18 protein-coding genes, 1 tRNA gene and 2 pseudogenes are annotated in these 16,868 nt (G+C 70.1%); 7 read left to right on the top strand and 14 right to left on the bottom strand.

Annotation, left to right across the window (positions count from 1 at the left end):
- Nucleotides 1-25: 25 nt before the first annotated feature.
- Nucleotides 26-745, bottom strand: coding sequence for a histidine phosphatase family protein (locus tag J7I97_RS23670; protein WP_214938160.1), 720 nt, complete (start codon nucleotides 743-745; stop codon nucleotides 26-28).
- Nucleotides 746-807: 62 nt separating this feature from the next.
- Between J7I97_RS23670 and corA the strand changes: the two genes are divergently transcribed.
- The gene (gene corA, locus J7I97_RS23665; RefSeq protein ID WP_214938158.1) at nucleotides 808-1,791 is read left to right on the top strand and encodes a magnesium/cobalt transporter CorA; all 984 of its coding nucleotides are present in this window, start codon (nucleotides 808-810) and stop codon (nucleotides 1,789-1,791) included.
- Between the two features lie 30 nt (nucleotides 1,792-1,821).
- Here corA and J7I97_RS23660 read toward each other — a convergent pair whose 3' ends face one another.
- Together J7I97_RS23660 and J7I97_RS23655 are read right to left on the bottom strand one after the other, a co-directional pair.
- Nucleotides 1,822-2,610, bottom strand: a complete 789-nt coding sequence (locus J7I97_RS23660) for a ferritin-like domain-containing protein (protein WP_214938156.1) — start codon at nucleotides 2,608-2,610, stop codon at nucleotides 1,822-1,824.
- Between the two features lie 220 nt (nucleotides 2,611-2,830).
- Nucleotides 2,831-3,880 (bottom strand): LLM class F420-dependent oxidoreductase, encoded by a 1,050-nt coding sequence (locus tag J7I97_RS23655; RefSeq protein ID WP_214938154.1) that lies wholly within the window; start codon nucleotides 3,878-3,880, stop codon nucleotides 2,831-2,833.
- A 100-nt stretch (nucleotides 3,881-3,980) separates the two neighbouring features.
- On the opposite strand from J7I97_RS23655, the gene J7I97_RS23650 reads away from it, so the two are divergent.
- Both J7I97_RS23650 and J7I97_RS23645 read left to right on the top strand, forming a co-directional pair.
- Nucleotides 3,981-4,973 carry an aldo/keto reductase gene (locus J7I97_RS23650; protein ID WP_214938152.1) on the top strand — a complete coding sequence of 331 codons (993 nt, stop codon included), beginning with the start codon at nucleotides 3,981-3,983 and terminating at the stop codon, nucleotides 4,971-4,973.
- A complete protein-coding gene (locus J7I97_RS23645; RefSeq protein ID WP_214938150.1) occupies nucleotides 4,970-7,270 on the top strand; it encodes an ATP-dependent RecD-like DNA helicase in 2,301 nt (766 codons plus the stop codon). The genes J7I97_RS23650 and J7I97_RS23645 overlap by 4 nt, the downstream gene beginning before the upstream one ends.
- Nucleotides 7,271-7,319: 49 nt before the next feature.
- On the opposite strand, the gene J7I97_RS23640 is transcribed toward J7I97_RS23645, so the two are convergent.
- Nucleotides 7,320-8,000: a hypothetical protein gene (locus J7I97_RS23640; RefSeq protein ID WP_214938148.1), complete on the bottom strand. Its 681-nt coding sequence runs from the start codon at nucleotides 7,998-8,000 to the stop codon at nucleotides 7,320-7,322.
- A 47-nt stretch (nucleotides 8,001-8,047) separates the two neighbouring features.
- Between J7I97_RS23640 and J7I97_RS23635 the strand changes: the two genes are divergently transcribed.
- Nucleotides 8,048-8,236 (top strand): DUF5703 family protein, encoded by a 189-nt coding sequence (locus J7I97_RS23635; RefSeq protein WP_214938146.1) that lies wholly within the window; start codon nucleotides 8,048-8,050, stop codon nucleotides 8,234-8,236.
- Between the two features lie 39 nt (nucleotides 8,237-8,275).
- Here the strand turns inward: J7I97_RS23635 and J7I97_RS39990 are convergent, their stop codons facing one another.
- A complete protein-coding gene (locus J7I97_RS39990) occupies nucleotides 8,276-8,419 on the bottom strand; it encodes a hypothetical protein (protein WP_308363689.1) in 144 nt (47 codons plus the stop codon).
- Nucleotides 8,420-8,662: 243 nt separating this feature from the next.
- Here J7I97_RS39990 and J7I97_RS39985 point away from each other — a divergent pair, with 243 nt between their 5' ends.
- Nucleotides 8,663-8,821 carry a hypothetical protein gene (locus J7I97_RS39985; RefSeq protein WP_308378364.1) on the top strand — a complete coding sequence of 53 codons (159 nt, stop codon included), beginning with the start codon at nucleotides 8,663-8,665 and terminating at the stop codon, nucleotides 8,819-8,821.
- A 54-nt stretch (nucleotides 8,822-8,875) separates the two neighbouring features.
- On the opposite strand, the pseudogene J7I97_RS39980 reads toward J7I97_RS39985, so the two are convergent.
- The 3 genes and pseudogenes from J7I97_RS39980 to J7I97_RS23620 all read right to left on the bottom strand — a co-directional run.
- A pseudogene (locus tag J7I97_RS39980) lies at nucleotides 8,876-9,019 on the bottom strand (chaplin); the annotation flags it as partial.
- 186 nt (nucleotides 9,020-9,205) lie between these two features.
- Entirely contained in the window at nucleotides 9,206-9,439 is a 234-nt protein-coding gene (locus J7I97_RS23625) for a chaplin (protein WP_214938141.1), read from the bottom strand.
- A 137-nt stretch (nucleotides 9,440-9,576) separates the two neighbouring features.
- On the bottom strand, nucleotides 9,577-10,902 hold the full coding sequence (locus J7I97_RS23620; protein WP_214938139.1) for a M20/M25/M40 family metallo-hydrolase: 1,326 nt from the start codon (nucleotides 10,900-10,902) through the stop codon (nucleotides 9,577-9,579).
- 218 nt (nucleotides 10,903-11,120) lie between these two features.
- Here J7I97_RS23620 and J7I97_RS23615 point away from each other — a divergent pair, with 218 nt between their 5' ends.
- Both J7I97_RS23615 and J7I97_RS23610 read left to right on the top strand, forming a co-directional pair.
- Nucleotides 11,121-12,785: a transposase gene (locus tag J7I97_RS23615; RefSeq protein ID WP_214938137.1), complete on the top strand. Its 1,665-nt coding sequence runs from the start codon at nucleotides 11,121-11,123 to the stop codon at nucleotides 12,783-12,785.
- 48 nt (nucleotides 12,786-12,833) lie between these two features.
- A tRNA-Leu gene (locus tag J7I97_RS23610) sits at nucleotides 12,834-12,921 on the top strand.
- Between the two features lie 87 nt (nucleotides 12,922-13,008).
- Here J7I97_RS23610 and J7I97_RS23605 read toward each other — a convergent pair.
- The 6 genes and pseudogenes from J7I97_RS23605 to J7I97_RS38820 form a co-directional block, all read right to left on the bottom strand.
- Nucleotides 13,009-13,257 (bottom strand): hypothetical protein, encoded by a 249-nt coding sequence (locus J7I97_RS23605; RefSeq protein WP_214938135.1) that lies wholly within the window; start codon nucleotides 13,255-13,257, stop codon nucleotides 13,009-13,011.
- 344 nt (nucleotides 13,258-13,601) lie between these two features.
- Nucleotides 13,602-14,078 carry a hypothetical protein gene (locus J7I97_RS23600; protein ID WP_214938132.1) on the bottom strand — a complete coding sequence of 159 codons (477 nt, stop codon included), beginning with the start codon at nucleotides 14,076-14,078 and terminating at the stop codon, nucleotides 13,602-13,604.
- Nucleotides 14,079-14,158: 80 nt separating this feature from the next.
- Nucleotides 14,159-14,334: pseudogene (locus J7I97_RS23595) on the bottom strand (DUF397 domain-containing protein).
- Between the two features lie 568 nt (nucleotides 14,335-14,902).
- Nucleotides 14,903-15,736, bottom strand: coding sequence for a helix-turn-helix transcriptional regulator (locus tag J7I97_RS23590; protein ID WP_214938130.1), 834 nt, complete (start codon nucleotides 15,734-15,736; stop codon nucleotides 14,903-14,905).
- The gene (locus J7I97_RS23585) at nucleotides 15,733-16,254 is read right to left on the bottom strand and encodes a DUF6879 family protein (RefSeq protein ID WP_214938128.1); all 522 of its coding nucleotides are present in this window, start codon (nucleotides 16,252-16,254) and stop codon (nucleotides 15,733-15,735) included. Before J7I97_RS23585 ends, J7I97_RS23590 begins: the two co-directional genes overlap by 4 nt.
- Nucleotides 16,238-16,450: a hypothetical protein gene (locus J7I97_RS38820; RefSeq protein ID WP_215060507.1), complete on the bottom strand. Its 213-nt coding sequence runs from the start codon at nucleotides 16,448-16,450 to the stop codon at nucleotides 16,238-16,240. The genes J7I97_RS23585 and J7I97_RS38820 overlap by 17 nt, the downstream gene beginning before the upstream one ends.
- Nucleotides 16,451-16,868: the final 418 nt, after the last annotated feature.

Genomic DNA, 16,868 nt, shown 5'->3' with positions numbered 1-16,868 from the left:
CCGTCCACCCTACTGCGCCGTTCGATCACACTGCGCCCGCGCCGCCTCCCACGACCGCGTTCCCGCCGTCTTCGGCGGCTTTCTCCGCCGCCGCGCCGGCGGAGGACTCATCGTGCGGCACGAAACCGGCGAAGTCCCCTGTGTCACCGAGCCGGAGCAGGAACGGCCGGGTCGGGGTGTAGCGGATCACCGTGACCGAGCAGGGTTCGACGCTGATCCGCTGGAAGAGGTCCAGGTGCATGCCGAGGGCGTCCGCGACGAGGGACTTGATGATGTCCCCGTGCGAGCACATCAGGAAGAGGGCGTCGCTGCCGTGCTGCTCCTCGATCCGCGTGTTCCAGTCCTGTACGGCGTCCACGGCGCGTGCCTGCATGGCGCGCATGGACTCCCCGCCGGGGAAGACGGCGGCCGACGGGTGCTGCTGGACGATCCGCATCAGCGGCTCGTCGGAGAGCTCGGAGAGTTTGCGGCCCGACCAGTCGCCGTAGTGGCATTCGCCGATCCGCTCGTCGGTGTGCAGGGCCAGCCCCGGCCGGGCGGCCAGCAGCGGCGCGAGGGTCTCCCCGCAGCGTTGCAGCGGGCTGGTGACGGCGGCCGCGAGGGGCACCCGGGCGAGCCGCCCGGGCAGCGCCGCGGCCTGTTCGGCCCCGCGCTCGTCGAGGGCCACTCCCGGGGTCCATCCGGCGAGCAGCCCTGCGGTGTTGGCGGTGGACCGCCCGTGTCGTACGAGGATCAGCGTGGCCATGGAGCCACCCTAAGCGGTGCCGCCGGTGTGCGGGCAGGTCGTGGGCAGGGAAGAATGCCCGCGTGATTGTGGATTGCGCGATTTACCGGAACGGCCGCCGGACCCAGGGTCCGGACGATTTCTCGGATGCCCTCGACGAGGCCCGGGCCACCGGTGACGCCTTCCTCTGGGTCGGCATGTACGAGCCGTCGGAGAAGGAGTTCGAACACGTCAGCCAGGAGTTCGGCCTGCACCCGCTGGCGGTGGAGGACGCGCTGACCGCGCACCAGCGCCCGAAGCTGGAGGTGTACGACGACTCCCTGTTCGTCGTCCTCAAGCCGGTGCTGTACGACGACGAAAAGGACACGGTGACCACGGGCGAGCTGATGGTGTTCATCGGCGACTCCTTCGTGGTCACGGTCCGGCACGGCGAGGGGGCCGCGCTGGCCGCCGTACGCAAGCGGCTGGAGCAGGACCCGGACGTCCTGCGGCACGGCCCGACGGCGGTGCTGTACGCCGTGTCCGACGCGGTGGTGGACCACTACATCGAGGTGGCCGCCGAGCTCCAGGGCGACCTGGAGGAGCTGGAGGCGGAGGTCTTCGCGCCGGACGCCATGGACACCAAGAACACCGCCGCCCGGATCTACGCCTTCAAGCGGCAGGTGCTGGAATTCCGCCGGGCGACGAGCCCGCTGCTCCAGCCGATGGACCGGCTCGCCTTCGGGAACGTGCCGTTCGTGCACGAGCACGCCCAGCCGTTCTTTCGCGATGTCGCCGACCACCTGGCCAAGGCGAACGAGTACACCGAGGGCCTGGACCGGCTGTTGTCGGACGCGCTGGCCGCGCATCTGGCGCAGATGGGAGTCCGGCAGAACGACGACATGCGCAAGATCTCGGCCTGGGCGGCGATGGCGGCCGTCCCGACGATGGTCGCGGGGATCTACGGGATGAACTTCGAGCACATGCCGGAGCTCCGCCAGAGCTGGGGCTATCCGATGGTCGTGGTGCTGATGGTGGCCATCTGTCTCGGCCTGCACCGGATGTTCAAGCGCCGCGGCTGGCTGTAGCCGTGGCGGACGGTGGCGACGCCCCGGGCCCTAGGCGAACTCGGGGGCGCTGACCGGGGCGCCGCCCAGCGCGTCGCGCCGCTCCGGCATGCGCAGCCGCACCATTTGGTGCCAGCCGCTGAACCGCTCGTACGCGTACATCGCGTGGATGCCCGCGGCAAGCGCTGCCGACTTGGGCGCGGGCCACTTCAGCAGCCGCCCCATGTGCTCCATCACGGCGAGGCTCACGTCCCGGTAGATGCGGATCTCGGCGAGCGCGGACTCGCGCAGCACCCGTTGGATGGTCCGGCCGTGTCCCTGGCCGGCCAGCCGCAGCAACTCCTCGTGGCAGTAGGCGAGGTGGTTGTCCTCGTCATTGCTGATCACGCGGATGGCCTTGCCGACCTCGGGGTGGTCCCCGAAGTTCCTGACCAGCATGTTCATCTGGTCGGCGGCGCGCTGTTCGGTGACCCTGCTGTGCGAGAGGTAGACGACGACGTCCTCCTCCGTCAGCTGTTCCCCGCCGCGCAGCTTGTCGTGCGGGAGGCCGATGCCGTGCCGCTCCAGCAGCATCGTGTAGTCGGTCTCGGGCGGCACGGGGACCGGCGGCAGGCCGCGCTTGCGGAGCAGCGCGTTGAAGACCCGGCCGTGCTTGTCCTCGTCGGCGCCGTGCCGGGTGATCTTGGGGGCGAGATCGCGCATGCCGGCGGGCACGAGGGCCGCGATCCGGGCGTTTTCCCAGCCTCCCTGGGACTCCCCACTGGCGGCGATGGAGCAGAACAGCTGGAAGGAGTCGTCATTGTCGACGATCTCCTGGAACAGACTGCGGGCAGAGAGCATGAACCGAGTCAAATGCCGATCCGCGGGACGGGCAACCGATACGTCGCACTACTCGGCCGAATGAGCGGACCCAGGGGATGAGCCCGCGGGCGTAACCCCGCGGGCTCCCCACGCGTTGTTGGCTGTGACGGCCGTGGCGGGGAAGACCCCCGAGCCCCCACCACGGCCGCAGACCTCTCAGTACCCGCTCAGGTCAGTCCCTGGTCAGGTCGACGCCTGCTCAGGCCAGGCCGGCCAGCTCCAGCGCCTCGGTCCCGGCGCGCAGCGCGGTCAGGCGCTCGTCGAGGGTGAAGCCGGCGGGGGCCAGCGTCAGGGTGGTGACCCCGGCGTCGGCGTAGGCCCGCATCCCGTCCGCGATCCGCTCCACGGAGCCCAGCAGGGTGGTCGAGTCGATGAGGGAGTGCGGGACGGCCGCGGCCGCACCCTCCTTGTCGCCGCCCAGGTACTTGGCCTGGATCTCGGCGGCCTCCTTCTCGTAGCCCATGCGCTGGGCGAGCTGGTTGTAGAAGTTCTGCTTCGGGCTGCCCATGCCTCCCACGTAAAGGGCGGTGTACGGGCGGAACATGTCCGCGAGGCCCTGCACGTCGTCGCCGACGGCCAGCGGCACGGTCGGGCAGACGTCAAACCCGTCCATGGTCAGTCCGGCCTTCTCGCGGCCCGCGCGGATGTGCCGCAGCGCGGTGTCCTCCAGGTGCGCGGCGGACGGGAAGATCAGCAGGGCGCCGTCGGCGATCTCACCCGTCTGCTCCAGGTTCTTCGGCCCGATGGCGGCGATGTAGAGCGGGATGTGCTCGCGCTCCGGGTGCACGGTGAGCTTGAGCGGCTTGCCCGGGCCGCCCGGCAGCGGAAGCGTCCAGTGCTGGCCCTCGTAGCTCAGCCGCTCGCGGCTCATGGCCTTGCGGACGATCTCCACGTACTCCCTGGTGCGCGCCAGCGGCTTGTCGAACTTCACGCCGTACCAGCCCTCCGAGACCTGCGGTCCGGAGACCCCGAGGCCGAGGCGGAACCGGCCCTTGGTGAGGGAGTCGAGGGTGGCGGCGGTCATGGCCGTCATCGCGGGCTGGCGGGCCGGGATCTGGAAGATGGCGGAGCCGACGTCGATGCGCTCGGTCTGGGCGGCGACCCAGGCGAGGACGGTGGCGGCGTCGGAGCCGTAGGCCTCGGCGGCCCAGCAGACGTCGTAGCCCAGGCGGTCGGCCTCCTGGGCGACGGCGAGGTTGTCGCCGTCCATGCCGGCGCCCCAGTAACCGAGATTGATGCCGAGCCGCATGTGTCGTCCCCTTACCGGTTTACCGATCAGTAACGTTCGTGTGCGGGGACTGTAGCGCGCCCCGGTCCCATCCGTCAGCGTCCCAGTAGTCTCAGCGCTCATGGAGCAGAGGCATCTCGGCCGCACCGGCCTGCGCGTGTCCCGGATCGGCCTCGGCACCCTGACCTGGGGCCGGTCCACGGAGGGACCGGACGAGGCGGGCGCCGCCGAGCAGTTGAAAACTTTCTGGGAGGCGGGCGGCACGCTCGTCGACACCGCCGACGTGTATGGGGGCGGGGAGGCGGAGTACCTCCTCGGACAGCTGATCGACGGCCTCGTGCCGCGGCGGGACCTGGTGCTCGCGACCAAGTCGGGCTCCGTGCGCGCCCCGGACCGGCGGTTCGACGGCTCGCGGGGCCATCTCCTCTCCGCGCTGGACGATTCCCTGTCCCGGCTCGGCACGGACTACGTGGACCTGTGGCAGATCCACGCCTTCGATCCGGAGACCCCGTTGGATGAGACCCTGCAGGCGCTGGACCTGGCGGTGTCCAGCGGCCGGGCCCGGTACGCGGGGGTGTCCGGCTTCAGCGGCTGGCAGCTGGCGAAGGCGGCGACCTGGCAGCTCTCGGCGCCCGGGGTGCGGACCCGTCTCGCCTCGACCCAGATGGAGTACTCCCTCCTCCAGCGGGGGGTGGAGCGTGAAGTCCTCCCCGCGGCGCTGGATCTGGGCGTGGGCCTGCTCCCCTCCTCCCCACTCGGCCGGGGAGTCCTGACGGGCAAGTACCGGGACGGCATCCCGGCGGACTCGCGGGGTGCGTCGGAGACCCTGGCCGCGTTCGTGGACCCGTACCTCGACGACGCGGCGGGTCGGATCGTGGACGCGGTGGCGACGGCGGCGCACGGCCTCGCGGTGACCCCGCTCCAGGTGGCCCTCGCCTGGGTCCGGGACCGGCCGGGGGTGGTCGCGCCGATCGTCGGCGCCCGGACGGCGGCGCAGCTCGGGGCGGCTCTGTCGGTGGAGGCCCTTACTCTTCCGGAGGAGATCTGCCAGGCACTGGACGACGTCTCAGCGCCCGTGCATCGCTACCCCGATCAGGACTGGAGCACGCTGTGAGCACCGACCCCGCCGATCCCGCTGCCGCGGAGGAACCGCCCACCCCCGGCCCGCAGCCCGAGGTGTCGGCGCGTGCCGAGGGCGAGCCCGGCGCGGCCCCCTCCGACCCGGCCAACGCCTCCGGCGAAGCCGGGAGCGGGGACGGGGGGCCGGGGGCGGAGTCCTCGGTTTCCGGGCCGGCCGAGGTGCCGGACGGTGAAGCCGCGGCCGAAGCGGCCGACCCGGAGGCGGCTCACGCCGGCGAAGCCGGGAGCGGGGACGGGGGGCCGGGGGCGGAGCCCTCGGGTTCGGGAGGGGGCGGGGTGGGGGAAAGCCCCGCAGGGCCCACCGCCGACGCCGACGCCGCCAAGCCCGCGCTCAGCGAGGCCGCGGCGGAGCTGGCCGCGCAGAAGGTCGAGCGGGAGCGGATCGCCCGCCGGAAGGCGGAACGGCAGGGGCCCGTCGAGGCCGGGGCGAAGCTCAGCGGGAAGGCCGCCGATCTGCTGGCTGCCGTTCGTGCCGTGGAGAGCGGGGAGAAGCCCTCCGCGGTGTACTTCGACGAGGCGCCGACCGCGCCGCGCAAGGCGGCCGCTGCTCCGGCGCCGGCCCCCCGCACCCCCGCGCCCACAGCCGCGGCCGCGGCCCCGCCCCCGCCCGCCGTCGGCGATGTCGACGCCGTACGGGCCGTCCTGGCCCGGGCCGGCGCCCCCGAGGCCCTGGCCGTCCAGGCCGCCACCGCGCTCGGTGAGGGCGCCGCCGAGCAGCTCACCGAGGACCCCTGGCGGCTGCTGGCCGTCGCCGGGGTGCGCCCGGCCCAGGCGGACGGCTTCGCGCGGGCCCTGCTGGGCCCCGAGGCCGGCCCCGGGGACGAACGGCGCAGCGGCGCCCTGGTCGGCTGGCTGCTGGCCCAGGCCGCCCTCAAGGGCCACACCGCCCTGGAGGCCCCGGTCCTGGAGAAGGCGCTGGCGCAGTACGGCGTACCGGACCCCGCCGCGGCCCTGGAGCAGTCCATCGGGGACGGCTCGGTGCTGGTGTTCCACGAACCGCTCGGCCCGCCCGTCGCGGACGACGAGGAGCAGCCCGTACGGGTCCTCGTGGGCCTGGAGGGCTGCGCGCTGGCGGAGGAGAGCCTGGCCGACGGCCTGGCCCGGCTGGCCAACACCTTCCAGGAGCCGGCGGACTGGGACAAGGGCGCCACCGGCCCCGCCGCCGAGCTGATCCGGGCCGTCGCGGGCCACGGCCTGGTCACCCACACCGGCGGCGAAGCCGCCCGCATCGAGCCGCTGGCCCTGCTGGCGGCCGCCCGGGAGTTCGGCCTCCGGGCGTGCCTGGCCACGCACACCCCCGCGGGCGGGGCCGTCACCGTGGCGGGGCTGCTGGCCGGGGCCGAGGGGCCCGGGCGGGACGCCGACGGGCAGTTCGCGCTCGACCTGCTCATCGTCCTGGACGCCCCCCAGCTGGACGTGGAGACCGCCGCCGCCCTGGTGGAGTCCGTGCCCGACGGGGCCCGGCTGGTGTTGTCCGGGGACCCCGGAGTGCTTGGTTCCGCCGGTCCCGGGCGGGTGTTCGCCGACATCCTGGTGGCTCGCGCCTGCCCTCAGGTGGTCTCCCGCACCCCGGACCCCGGCCCGCTCGGCGAGCTGGTCTCGGGGATCGGGATCGGGGAGCTGAACCAGGTCGACGCCCCCGGCAAGGAGGTCGTCATCGTCCCGGTGCGCGACGCCGGGGAGGCCGTCCACCGCACCGTGCAGCTGGTCTCCGAGTCGGTGCCGCGCGCCTTCGGGATCCCGGCGGACAGCGTGCAGGTGATCACCCCGGGCCATGGCGGCTCCGCGGGGACCCGGGCACTGAACGCCGCCCTCAAGGAGCGGCTGAACCCCGGCCCCGGCCGGTTCGGCGGCTTCGACCCCGGCGACCGTGTGGTCCACGTGCCGTCGCCCGGGCGGGCACTGCCGGCCCGGGTGGTGTCGGCCGACGCGGACGGGCTGCACCTCGACGCCTCGGGCACGCGGATCGTCGTACCGAAGGAGCGGGTGGAGTCGCAGGTGCGGCACGGCTGGGCGGTGACCGCGCACCAGGCCGTGGGCGAGCGCTGGCCGGCGGTGGTCGTCGTACTGCCGGGTGACGCGGCGGATGCCCTGTCGCGGGACTGGGTGTACACGGCGTTCGGGCGGGCCGCGCGGCACCTGTCCGTGGTGCACGGGGTGGACCAGGCGCTGCCGCGCGCGGTCGCGGAGGTGCTGCCGAAGCCGCGGACGACCCGGCTGACGGGCCTGCTGCAAGCGCTGGTGGCAGCCGCGCGGCAACAGCCGGAGTGACGAGAGCGGCCCCCGCCCACAGGGCGGGGGCCGTGGCGTTCACCGCGGGTCAGGCCGGGGCCAGCCCCGGCTCCGCGGCCTCGCCCTCGTCCTCCTCAGCCTCTTCGGCCTCTTCGTCCTCGAAGTCGTCCAACTCCTCGTCGAAGACGGAGCTCACGTCGAACCGGTGCAGAACATCCTGTGGATCGGTGTGCCCGAAGGGAGAGTTGAGCCACTCCCCAGGTTCCGCGGCCTCCTCCGAGGCGGCGATCCAGAGCGTGGAGTCGCCCTCCTCCAGGCCGAACTCCTTGTAGCGGGAGGCGATCTCGTCGGGCTCGTACTCCCCGAAGAGCACCCCCAGCGCACCGGCGGCGCCACCGTCGTCGCCGAGTTCGGCGTCACGGTCGTGCGCGGCGACGCGCTCGGCCTGGGCGATGAGCCGCTGCGGTTCGACCACGGCGTAGTCACGGCGGATGAGCACGCTGAACGCGGCGGGCTCGGCGGGGCCGGTGTACGGGACACCGTCCTCTGGGGTGGGGATCTCGAAGGGAGTGACCTCGTCGTACCGGTCGTAGAGGAGTTCGTCGTACTCCTCCGCGGCTGCGGCGAGTTCGTTGAACGCCGCGTAGACGGCCGGGTCCTCCTCCCCGATCCTGCTCTCGACCGCGGCGAGGTGACGGTCGAGCGCGGCCTTGACCGCCTCGGCGGCGGCGCGTACCTCGGCAACAGTGGGCAGAGCGGCATCAGACATAGTGCAGACGCTATCCGGAGCAGGCCTCTGCCCGCACAATAGATGCGATGCCGGAATACGAATTTGTCGACGTGTACGTGCCCCGCGGTGTTCCTCGCAAGGAGGCGACCCGCCTGCTGACCGATCATGCCGAGTACGGGAACTGGGAAATCGACCGGCTGGCGCTCTACCGGGACGGCAGCCGCCGAGTGCGGCTGCGCCGCCGGATCATCCGCCAGGCGCGCGCGACCTGGTGACGCGGACCCCAGGGGCGGGGCCCGCGTCAGCGGTGCGCGTCAGGCGGCGTTGCGGGCCCGCCGGTAGAGCACGGCGCCGGCCAGCAGCAGGCCGCCGGCGAGCGGTACGCCCGCACTGAGGAAGTCACCGGCGCCGGTGGCGGCCAGGGTGGGCCCGTGGCCGGGGGCCGTGATGGGCGTCACATTGCCTGAGCCCGAGCCGGGGCCGGCGGGCGTACCGGGGTGGCCCGGATTGCCGGGGTTGCTCGGGTTGCCGGGGTTGCCGGTGCCCGGCTGGCCGGGCGTGCCCGGGGTTCCGGGGTGGTTCGGCGTGCCGGGGTTCCCCGGGTGCTCGGGATGCCCGGGGTTCCCCGGGTGGCCCGGAGTGCCGGGATTCCCCGGGTGGCTCGGCCCCTCGTTGTCGCACGGCTCGTCCGGATTTCCGGGGTGACCCGGATTGCCCGGGTGACCAGGGTGCCCCGGCTCGCCCGGATTGCCCGGGTGACCGGGGTGCCCCGGCTGGCCCGGATGGCCCGGATGGCCCGGGTGCCCAGGCTGGCCCGGATGACCGGGCTGGCCCGGATGACCGGGCTTGCTCTGGTTTGAGCAGTGGTTCCCGAAGGCCGGGTTCAGACCTCCCACCACCGTGACCGTGTTGCCGCAGGCATTCACCGGTGCGTCCACGGGCGCCTGGAGGTTGTTCCCGGACAGAAGGCCCGGCGAGTTCGCGGCATGGCCGGACGCGGCGGAATCCGCGTGTGCGTGACCCCCGCCCAGCGCGAGAACACCGCCCGCGGCCGCCATGGTGATCAGTGTCTTCCTGGTGACCTGTCGCATCTGCGCTCGTCCCCTGCTGTGTACGTTTCGGTCGGCGTACCGGCCGTGCAGGCTCCCCCTCCGCGTACGCCGAAAAAGGTTGAGGATCCGGGCCTGAAAGCCCGGCGGCCCCGGAGCGCTGGAATGCGCTCCGGGGCCAGAACTTCAGGGGCGTCAGGCGTTGATGCAGGTGTTGCCGACGGCCGGGTTCAGCAGACCGACGATGTTGACGGTGTTACCGCACACGTTGACCGGGATGTGGATCGGAACCTGGACGACGTTGCCGGACAGGACACCGGGGGAGCCGATGGCCGCACCCTGCGCAGTCGCGTCGGCGGCAGCGATGCCCGCACCCGCGAGAACCAGACCACCGGTGGCAGCCGCAGCGGCGACAACCTTCTTGAGCATTGTTCCTCCTAGTAGGCAAGTGCGGTCCCAGCCGCGGACCGCACCACCTGTAACGAGGAGGGATCACCAGGGCTACGAGCGTATGAGCGCATTCACTCTTCTCAGTGGAATCCGCACACCTTCCCGATTCCCAGGCGTTAGGCCTCGTCGATGAACCGGTCGAGCACACGAACGCCGAACTTCAGCCCCTCCACCGGCACCCGCTCGTCCACGCCGTGGAACATCCCGGCGAAGTCCAGCTCCGGCGGCAGTTGCAGCGGCGCGAAGCCGAAGCAGCGGATCCCGAGGTCGTCGAAGGACTTGGCGTCCGTACCGCCCGAGAGCATGTACGGAACCGCGCGCGCGATCGGGTCCTCGGCCCTGAGGGCGCTCTGCATGGCCTCGACGAGCCTCCCGTCGAAGTCCGTCTCCAGGGCCTTGTCCCCGTGCACGTCCTCCCGCTTCACGCGCGGGCCGAGGATCCGGTCGAGGTCGGCGAAGAACTCGTCCTCGTAGCCCGGCAGGAAGCGGCCGTCGACGTGCGCCGTGGCCTGGCCGGGGATGACGTTGACCTTGTAGCCGGCGCCCAGCATCGTCGGGGCGGCCGAGTTCCGCAGCGTGGCGCCGACCATCTTGGCGATGCCGCCGAGCTTGGCGAGTGTGGCGTCCATGTTGTCGGGGTCGAGCGGGGTTCCGAGCGCGTCCGAGAGTTCGTCGAGGAAGGACCGTACGGTCTTGGTCACCCGCACCGGCCACTGGTGGCGGCCGAGCCGCCCCACGGCCTCGCACAGTTCGGTGATCGCGTTGTCGTTGTTCGTCATCGACCCGTGGCCCGCGGTGCCCTCCACCGTGAGCCGCATCCAGTGCATGCCCTTCTGGGCGGTCTCCACCAGGTAGAGCCGCAGGTTCTCGTTGACGGTGAACGAGAAGCCGCCCACCTCGCCGATCGCCTCGGTGACACCCTCGAAGAGCCCCGGGTGCTTGTCGACGAGGTGCCGGGCCCCGTAGACGCCGCCCGCTTCCTCGTCGGCGAGGAAGGCCAGCACGATGTCCCGCGGGGGCTTGCGGCCGCTGCGCATCCGGTCGCGTACGACGGCCAGCGTCATCGCGTCCATGTCCTTCATGTCGACGGCGCCGCGGCCCCACACGCACCCGTCCGCGATCTCGCCCGCGAAGGGGTCGTACGTCCAGTCGGCCGCGTTCGCCGGAACCACGTCGGTGTGCCCGTGGATCAGCAGGGCGGGCCGGGAGGGGTCCTCCCCCTCGATCCGGGCGACGGTCGAGGCGCGCCCCTTGTGCGACTCGAAGATCTGCGGCTCCAGCCCGACCTCGGCGAGCTTCTCGGCGACCCATTCGGCGGCCTTGCGTTCGCCCGGCCCCGAGTGGTCTCCGTAGTTGCTGGTGTCGATCCGGATGAGGTCCCGGCAGAGGTCGACGACCTCGTCCTCGCCGGAGACGGTCCTGCCCGCGCTCGACTCGCTCACGCTGCTTCCTCCCACTGATCGGCTACCGAACTGCCCCCATCCTCCCGCTCCGGGCCGCTCTCCCCAAGGGCGATCCCCGGCCGTCGGGGGGTGTCTCGTCGGCGTGGGCGGGTCGGTGGCGGGTGGGAACGGAAGTTCTTGCATCGAATGGGTGACCTTTGCCTGTGGTGGCCGTTGGGTGTGGGGACGGGTTCTTCGACGCGCGAGGGGGTGCAGGGGTGGGCGGGCTACGGGAGTTGTCGGCGCCGTTCGTCGCGCTCGGGCCCGCCGGTGTCGCGGTGCGGACCCGGCTGAAGAACCTCACGCCACGGGATGAGGAGGTGCTGCGTGTGACGGGCGCGCATCTCGGTGCCCTGGCATCGCGTGACCTCAAGACGCGGTGTGCTGACGGACTGGAGCACTCCACCGACACGTGGGCCGCGCGGAAACGTGAGCTGACGGCACTCTCGTCGTCGCGGTGGGCGGGGGCACTCACCAAAGCGTCGCATGACCAGTGGGCGCTGGCCCGGCGCGGCCAGGCCGCACACATCCAGAACCTGGAAGCCGGGATCAGGACGATCACACACCGACTGTCGCTGCCGATCGGAGAGAAGGGCACAAAACGGGCTCCGGGTAGTTACCGCAGCAAGCAGAAGTGGTTCGCCAAGACCAGGCGCCTGCACGTACTGGAAGACCGGCTGGCTCGCACGCTGGAGGATCGCGACAGCGGACGGGTCCGGGTCGTACGGGGCGGTAAACGCCTGCTGGGCACCCGCCACCACCTCGATGCCGCCCAGCTCACCGAGAGCGAGTGGCGGGAGCGCTGGGAGGCGTCTCGCTGGTTTCTCCAGGCGGACGGGGAGTCGGGGAAGAGGTTCGGCAACGAGACGATCCGCGTCACCCCGGACGGCGAGGTGTCTCTCAAGCTGCCCGCCCCGCTCGCCGGACTGGCCAACGCCAGGCACGGCCGGTACGTCCTCGCCGCCCGTGTCACGTTCGCGCACCGGGGCTCGGAGTGGGCCGACCGGACCGAAGCGAACCGGGCCGTCGCCTACCGCATCGATTACGACACAGACCGGGGCCGCTGGTATCTGACCGCCTCATGGCAATACCCGCCCACCCCCACCATCCCGCTCGAAGCCGCCCTCGCGCACGGTGTGATCGGCGTGGACACCAACGCCGACCACCTCGCCGCCTGGCGCCTCGACACCCACGGCAACCCGACCGGCAATCCGCGCCGCTTCCACTTCGACCTGACCGGCAACGCCGGCCACCGCGACGCCCAGGTCCGGCACGCCCTGACCCGGCTGCTGCACTGGGCCAAGACCTGCGGCGTCGCCGCGATCGCAGTCGAAGACCTGGACTTCGCCGCGGAGAAGACGAGGGAGAAGCACGGCCGTAAGAAGCGCTTCCGGCAGTTGATCTCCGGCATGCCCACCGGGAAGCTGCGCGCCCGCCTGACCTCCATGGCCGACCAGACCGGCATCACGATCATCGCCGTCGACCCGGCCTACACCAGCGTGTGGGGCGCCCAGCACTGGCAGAAGCACCTCACCACCAAGACCCGTAAGACCACCCGTCACGATGCGGCGAGCATCGCGATCGGCAGGCGCGCCCAAGGGCACCCGATCCGGCGACGGACGACACCGCCCCACGACGACCAGAGCGATCGTCGCGGGCATCGGACCGTCCAGGCCCGACCGGGAACCCTTGGGCGTGAGGAACCCCGCCCCCGCATCCCCGGACCACGCACACGATGCGTGTCACCGGACGCGGAGCGAACGCGGGAGACCAGGACATCCAAGACCGTCCGGGATGTCCGCAGTGAGCAGGAATGGGTCCAAGACCCACTCCTGCTCACTGATGAGGAACGGTGTGATCGAGGACCCCGGAATGTTTGGTAATGTTTTCCACGTCGGAACGGCCCGCGAGGGACGCGAGACAGACACCTTGTCCGGGTGGCGGAATGGCAGACGCGCTAGCTTGAGGTGCTAGTGCCCTTTATCGGGCGTGGGGGTTCAAGTCCCCCCTCGGACACCAGCAGAGACCCCAGTTGATCTGGGGTTTTTGCATTTCTGGGCGGTGGCGTGACCAACCACGTGGCCAACAGCCCAGCGAATCCCCAGGTCAGACCAGGGATGACAGGCCGAGTCGGCCCGCACCGGAGGCGGCGAGCTTTCGCGCTCCGTCCTTACGGGAGTGCCCGTACCTGGCCATGGTGTAGCCCGGCGAGTGGTGCCGGACGTTGACGGAGACCTCTACTGAGTTCTCTCCGGCCTCCAGATCGTTCGTGACCTTGCTGTGCCGCCAGTCGTGAATCCGGAAGTCCTCCGGCAGGTGCAGCCGGGTCCGGAAGGTGCGCCAGCGTGCCGACACCTTCTCAGGGTCCTGGGGCCCGCCTGCCTCGCCTCGGTAGAGCTTGAAGCCGTCCCGGGCGAACCAAGGTCATGATCCGTACAAGCGGTGCCCATGCGGGCACGCTCGGCGTCCTGCCGGGCCTTCTGCCACTTACGGGCCGACCGGCCACCGCTTTCACACTCCGCGGAGACGATTCCCACCACGAGGAGTAAGCGCCGACGAAGCGGACCGTAATGGAAACCAACAAGGCGAAGGTCGTCCGTATCGACTCCTACCGCCCGGCCCCCACACAGCCCCCGGCCTCTCCGGCCGTACCAAGAAAACCCCGGCCCACCCAGGCCGGGGCCTAACTGTTGCTTCGACTACCCGAGCGGGCAGGGTAGTTCGGGACTGGAACGGTTCGGGGAGCAGGACACCAACGCGACCGAATGGAACACGGTTCCTTGGAGGTAGTGCCCCAGTGACACGTCCCCTCCCCAGGCCAGCCGTTCCACGGTGTCAACGGCCGACTTAACGAGCAGCACCAGGCGGGTTACTTCCCGGTCCTCCTCCGAGGCGAAGCGTAGGGCGAACTCGGTGAGTCGGAGCCCGAGCCATTCCCCGGCCTCCTTCGGCTCCACCCAGGTGCCCCGGACCATCGAGGCCGGTTTGATGAGCCAGTGCGCTGTCTGGAGTGGGGGCACGTCGGTGGTGGGGAACTCAGCAACGGCCTGCCGGTGCCGGTCCATCACTTCCACCGGACTGTGCGCGGTCGGCGCTTGTCCCGGTGGTGGCCGCCGGACGCTCTCCTTGTCGAAGGACTGTTTCTCACCCAGCCAGGCGTAACCGTGGATGTGCACTACTGCTCCGTTCCTGGAAAGGGCGACGGCCCCGCCCCGTCGGCGTGGGGGCGGGGCCGTCTGTGGGGGAGGTGCAGGTGTTACGCGGAGAGGCCGAAGCGGGCCGGGGCGATGCCCGCCGCGTCCAGCTCGGCCGTGGTGAAGCGCAGCGGCTCAGCGGTCGGCCGCTTGCTGCCTCGCCGTCCGGGTGGGTGCTTCCGCCGCACGCCTTCGAGAAAGCGGCGCTGTCGATGTTGAGTCCGTACAGGTCGGTCATCGTCGTCCTTCCTGATCTGCTGACGGCCCCGGACAGGGCCGTCCCCCGCCCTGATTCAGGCGGAAGTCACGGAGGCCCTGAGGGCCTCGGCTACCTGCTCCATCGCATCGGCCGGAAGCTTCCCGAGGTCCACGTACGCACGGCCGGTGCGAGTAACGGAAGGCCTCACGCTGCACCACACGGACTCGGGGAGGCCGAGAGAAGCCAAGGCTGCCCGTATGGACTCTGAGGCATCTGTGGCCCGGTCCCAGGCGTCTCTCCAGGTCTGCATGTCCACTACCGCACTTCCTCGTGCTGGGGGTGCGCGGCCAACTCGACGTTGCAGTCAGAGACAGCGGACATGTCGCCATCCGCGTAGGCCGCCGTCCGCTGCTTCGCCAGGGCAGCGCAGACACCACATCCGGAGACGGGCGTGGGGGGCTTGCGGGGCATGGTCAGATGAACAGGCGGGTCCATGGTTGTCGTGGGGCTGCTCACTGGAATTCCCTCCCTCGACGGTGTCGGCATGGGTAGATAATTCCGGCGCGTTGGCGATACCGCTAGCCGCATTCCCGTTGCGGCATAAAGATCAAGCTCTGTAGGTCTCAGCCCATTCGGATAGCCGTTGCCGCGCCATCGGCCCGAACAGGGCGTGGCGTTCAAAGGTTGCGAACACGGCTAGATGCTCGGCGACGTCGCGAGAGTCCTGAAACACCATGCGACCGGTGAAGTTCTCCACGGTAGCCAGCCGATCGTCATAGACCGTAAACGTGTTCATCGGGCCACGGGGTATTTGAACGCCGAATGGAATCACACCCACGCGCACGTTTGGCAAGTGAGAAAGTGAGGCGAGCCGGTCAATCTGCACGGCCATGACCGGCGGGGGAACAATCGCCCATCTCACTGCCTGCTCGGTGAGCAGGAAAGTGAAGGACTTTGAAGTGTCGTAGAGAACCGCTTGCCTCTCCAACTTGCGCGCCACCGTTTTGGATTTGTCACCGGGAGCATTGCTCAAGCTTGCTCGCACATACTCCGGAGTTGCCAGCAAACCGGTGACCATGGCGGGCAGGAAGTATCGGAGAGCAGTCGCCTCGGTCTCTAGCGCGGCCAGCTCTGCCTGCCGCTTCTCCAAGCCTCTACGCCATGAGGAACGCTTGTCCTGCCACTCAGTGTTGGCGATCCTCGCGAGTGCTGCTACTTCCGTAATCAACTCCGGTGGGGCGTCGAGCGCCCGAAGGATGCGCTCCACGTCGACAAGCTTGGGGGTCTTCTTCCCCGTCTCAAACTTGCTGATCTGCGACTGAGACATGTTGCAACGCTTGGCCAGCCGGTCTCCCGTGAGACCGGCTGCCTTGCGTAGCTCTCTCAGCTTCTCGGCTAGATCAGTCTTGGACTGACCTAGCTGCTCAGGCTCGAACGTCACCTATGTTCTTTCACGTACTCCGCGAACGACACGGACGCGGCAACCGCAACACGCTTCCACTCTCGATACGGCGCGATGTCACCGTCGAACGTTTCGCGGCCGAGCTGAGTCCCGTCAGGGCGAAAGTTCAGATGAACAATGCGCGCATCATCGAACATCCACCAATCAGTCTGACCCAGCGGAAATCCGTAGTCGTGGCTGGTGACGTCGAGAATGCGAATATCTTCCCCAGCCTCGATGTTGCCGGGAATTCCCCACGCGAACTGATAGCGCTGATAGTCGGTGAGCGGTTGCCGGACGATGCGCACTCGTCCTATCCGTCGACCAGACGACAGGTAGTTGCGCACCCGCCCATGCCAGCGCGCGTTGTGGTCCACCGGCTTACCTTCACCTCTGAGGAATCGGGCAACGTTCTCCGTTTCCTGAGGCATGGTGTAGGTGGGCTGGGCCTCGAACCGCCACGCGTCGTGCGTGAAGGAGTCGAAAGCCTCCCGCCACTCGTCACCGTCCAAGTGCACGGACAGCCTCCCTCAGGATGTGTTCCGGGATCTCCACTAGCCCTTCCCCCTCCGGCACGGTGAAGCCGTTGAAGACGTCACCCTGCACGACGATGGAACCGCGTCCCTCGTGCCTGTAGACGTTCGGGCAATCATCGTCGTCACAGTTGGGCCCGTTGACCTTGCCGGTGAGTCGGGTCAGTCCGTCTCGCGCCATGGTGCCCCCTCGCGTCCGGCCCCTGCTTGGGACCGCCTGAGACGACGCTACGGAGCCCCATCACCCCACGTCTATACCGACTCCGGACTATTCCCGTTCCGGAATAGACGATCTTGTCGGCCTGGGGTCAGCGCGGTCCAAGTCGCCAGGATCAGACGTTTGGCCATGTGACCAACGCAGGACCAACAGCGGCCCGAAGCAGGGAGAAACAGCAGGTGAGCGTGGCCAACCGTGACGCGCTCCAAGTAGCCCCAGAGGGGCGTTCACGCAGGTCAGCGAAGTAAGAAGCTGGTGCCCGAGTGGAGAGTTCAAGTCCCCGCTCGGACGCAAAGTTCAACGATCGGGCCCCCTGCGCTTCGCAGGGGGCCCGATCTGTTTGTCCTGATCTGTTTGTGCAGGGGGAGATCCGGCCGTCCCG

This window comes from Streptomyces sp. ISL-87 (assembly GCF_018614095.1).
In the GTDB taxonomy this organism is placed as follows: Bacteria; Actinomycetota; Actinomycetes; order Streptomycetales; family Streptomycetaceae; genus Streptomyces.
Note: the sequence above shows the minus strand (reverse complement) of the source record. Positions and strands in the feature narration are given on the sequence as shown.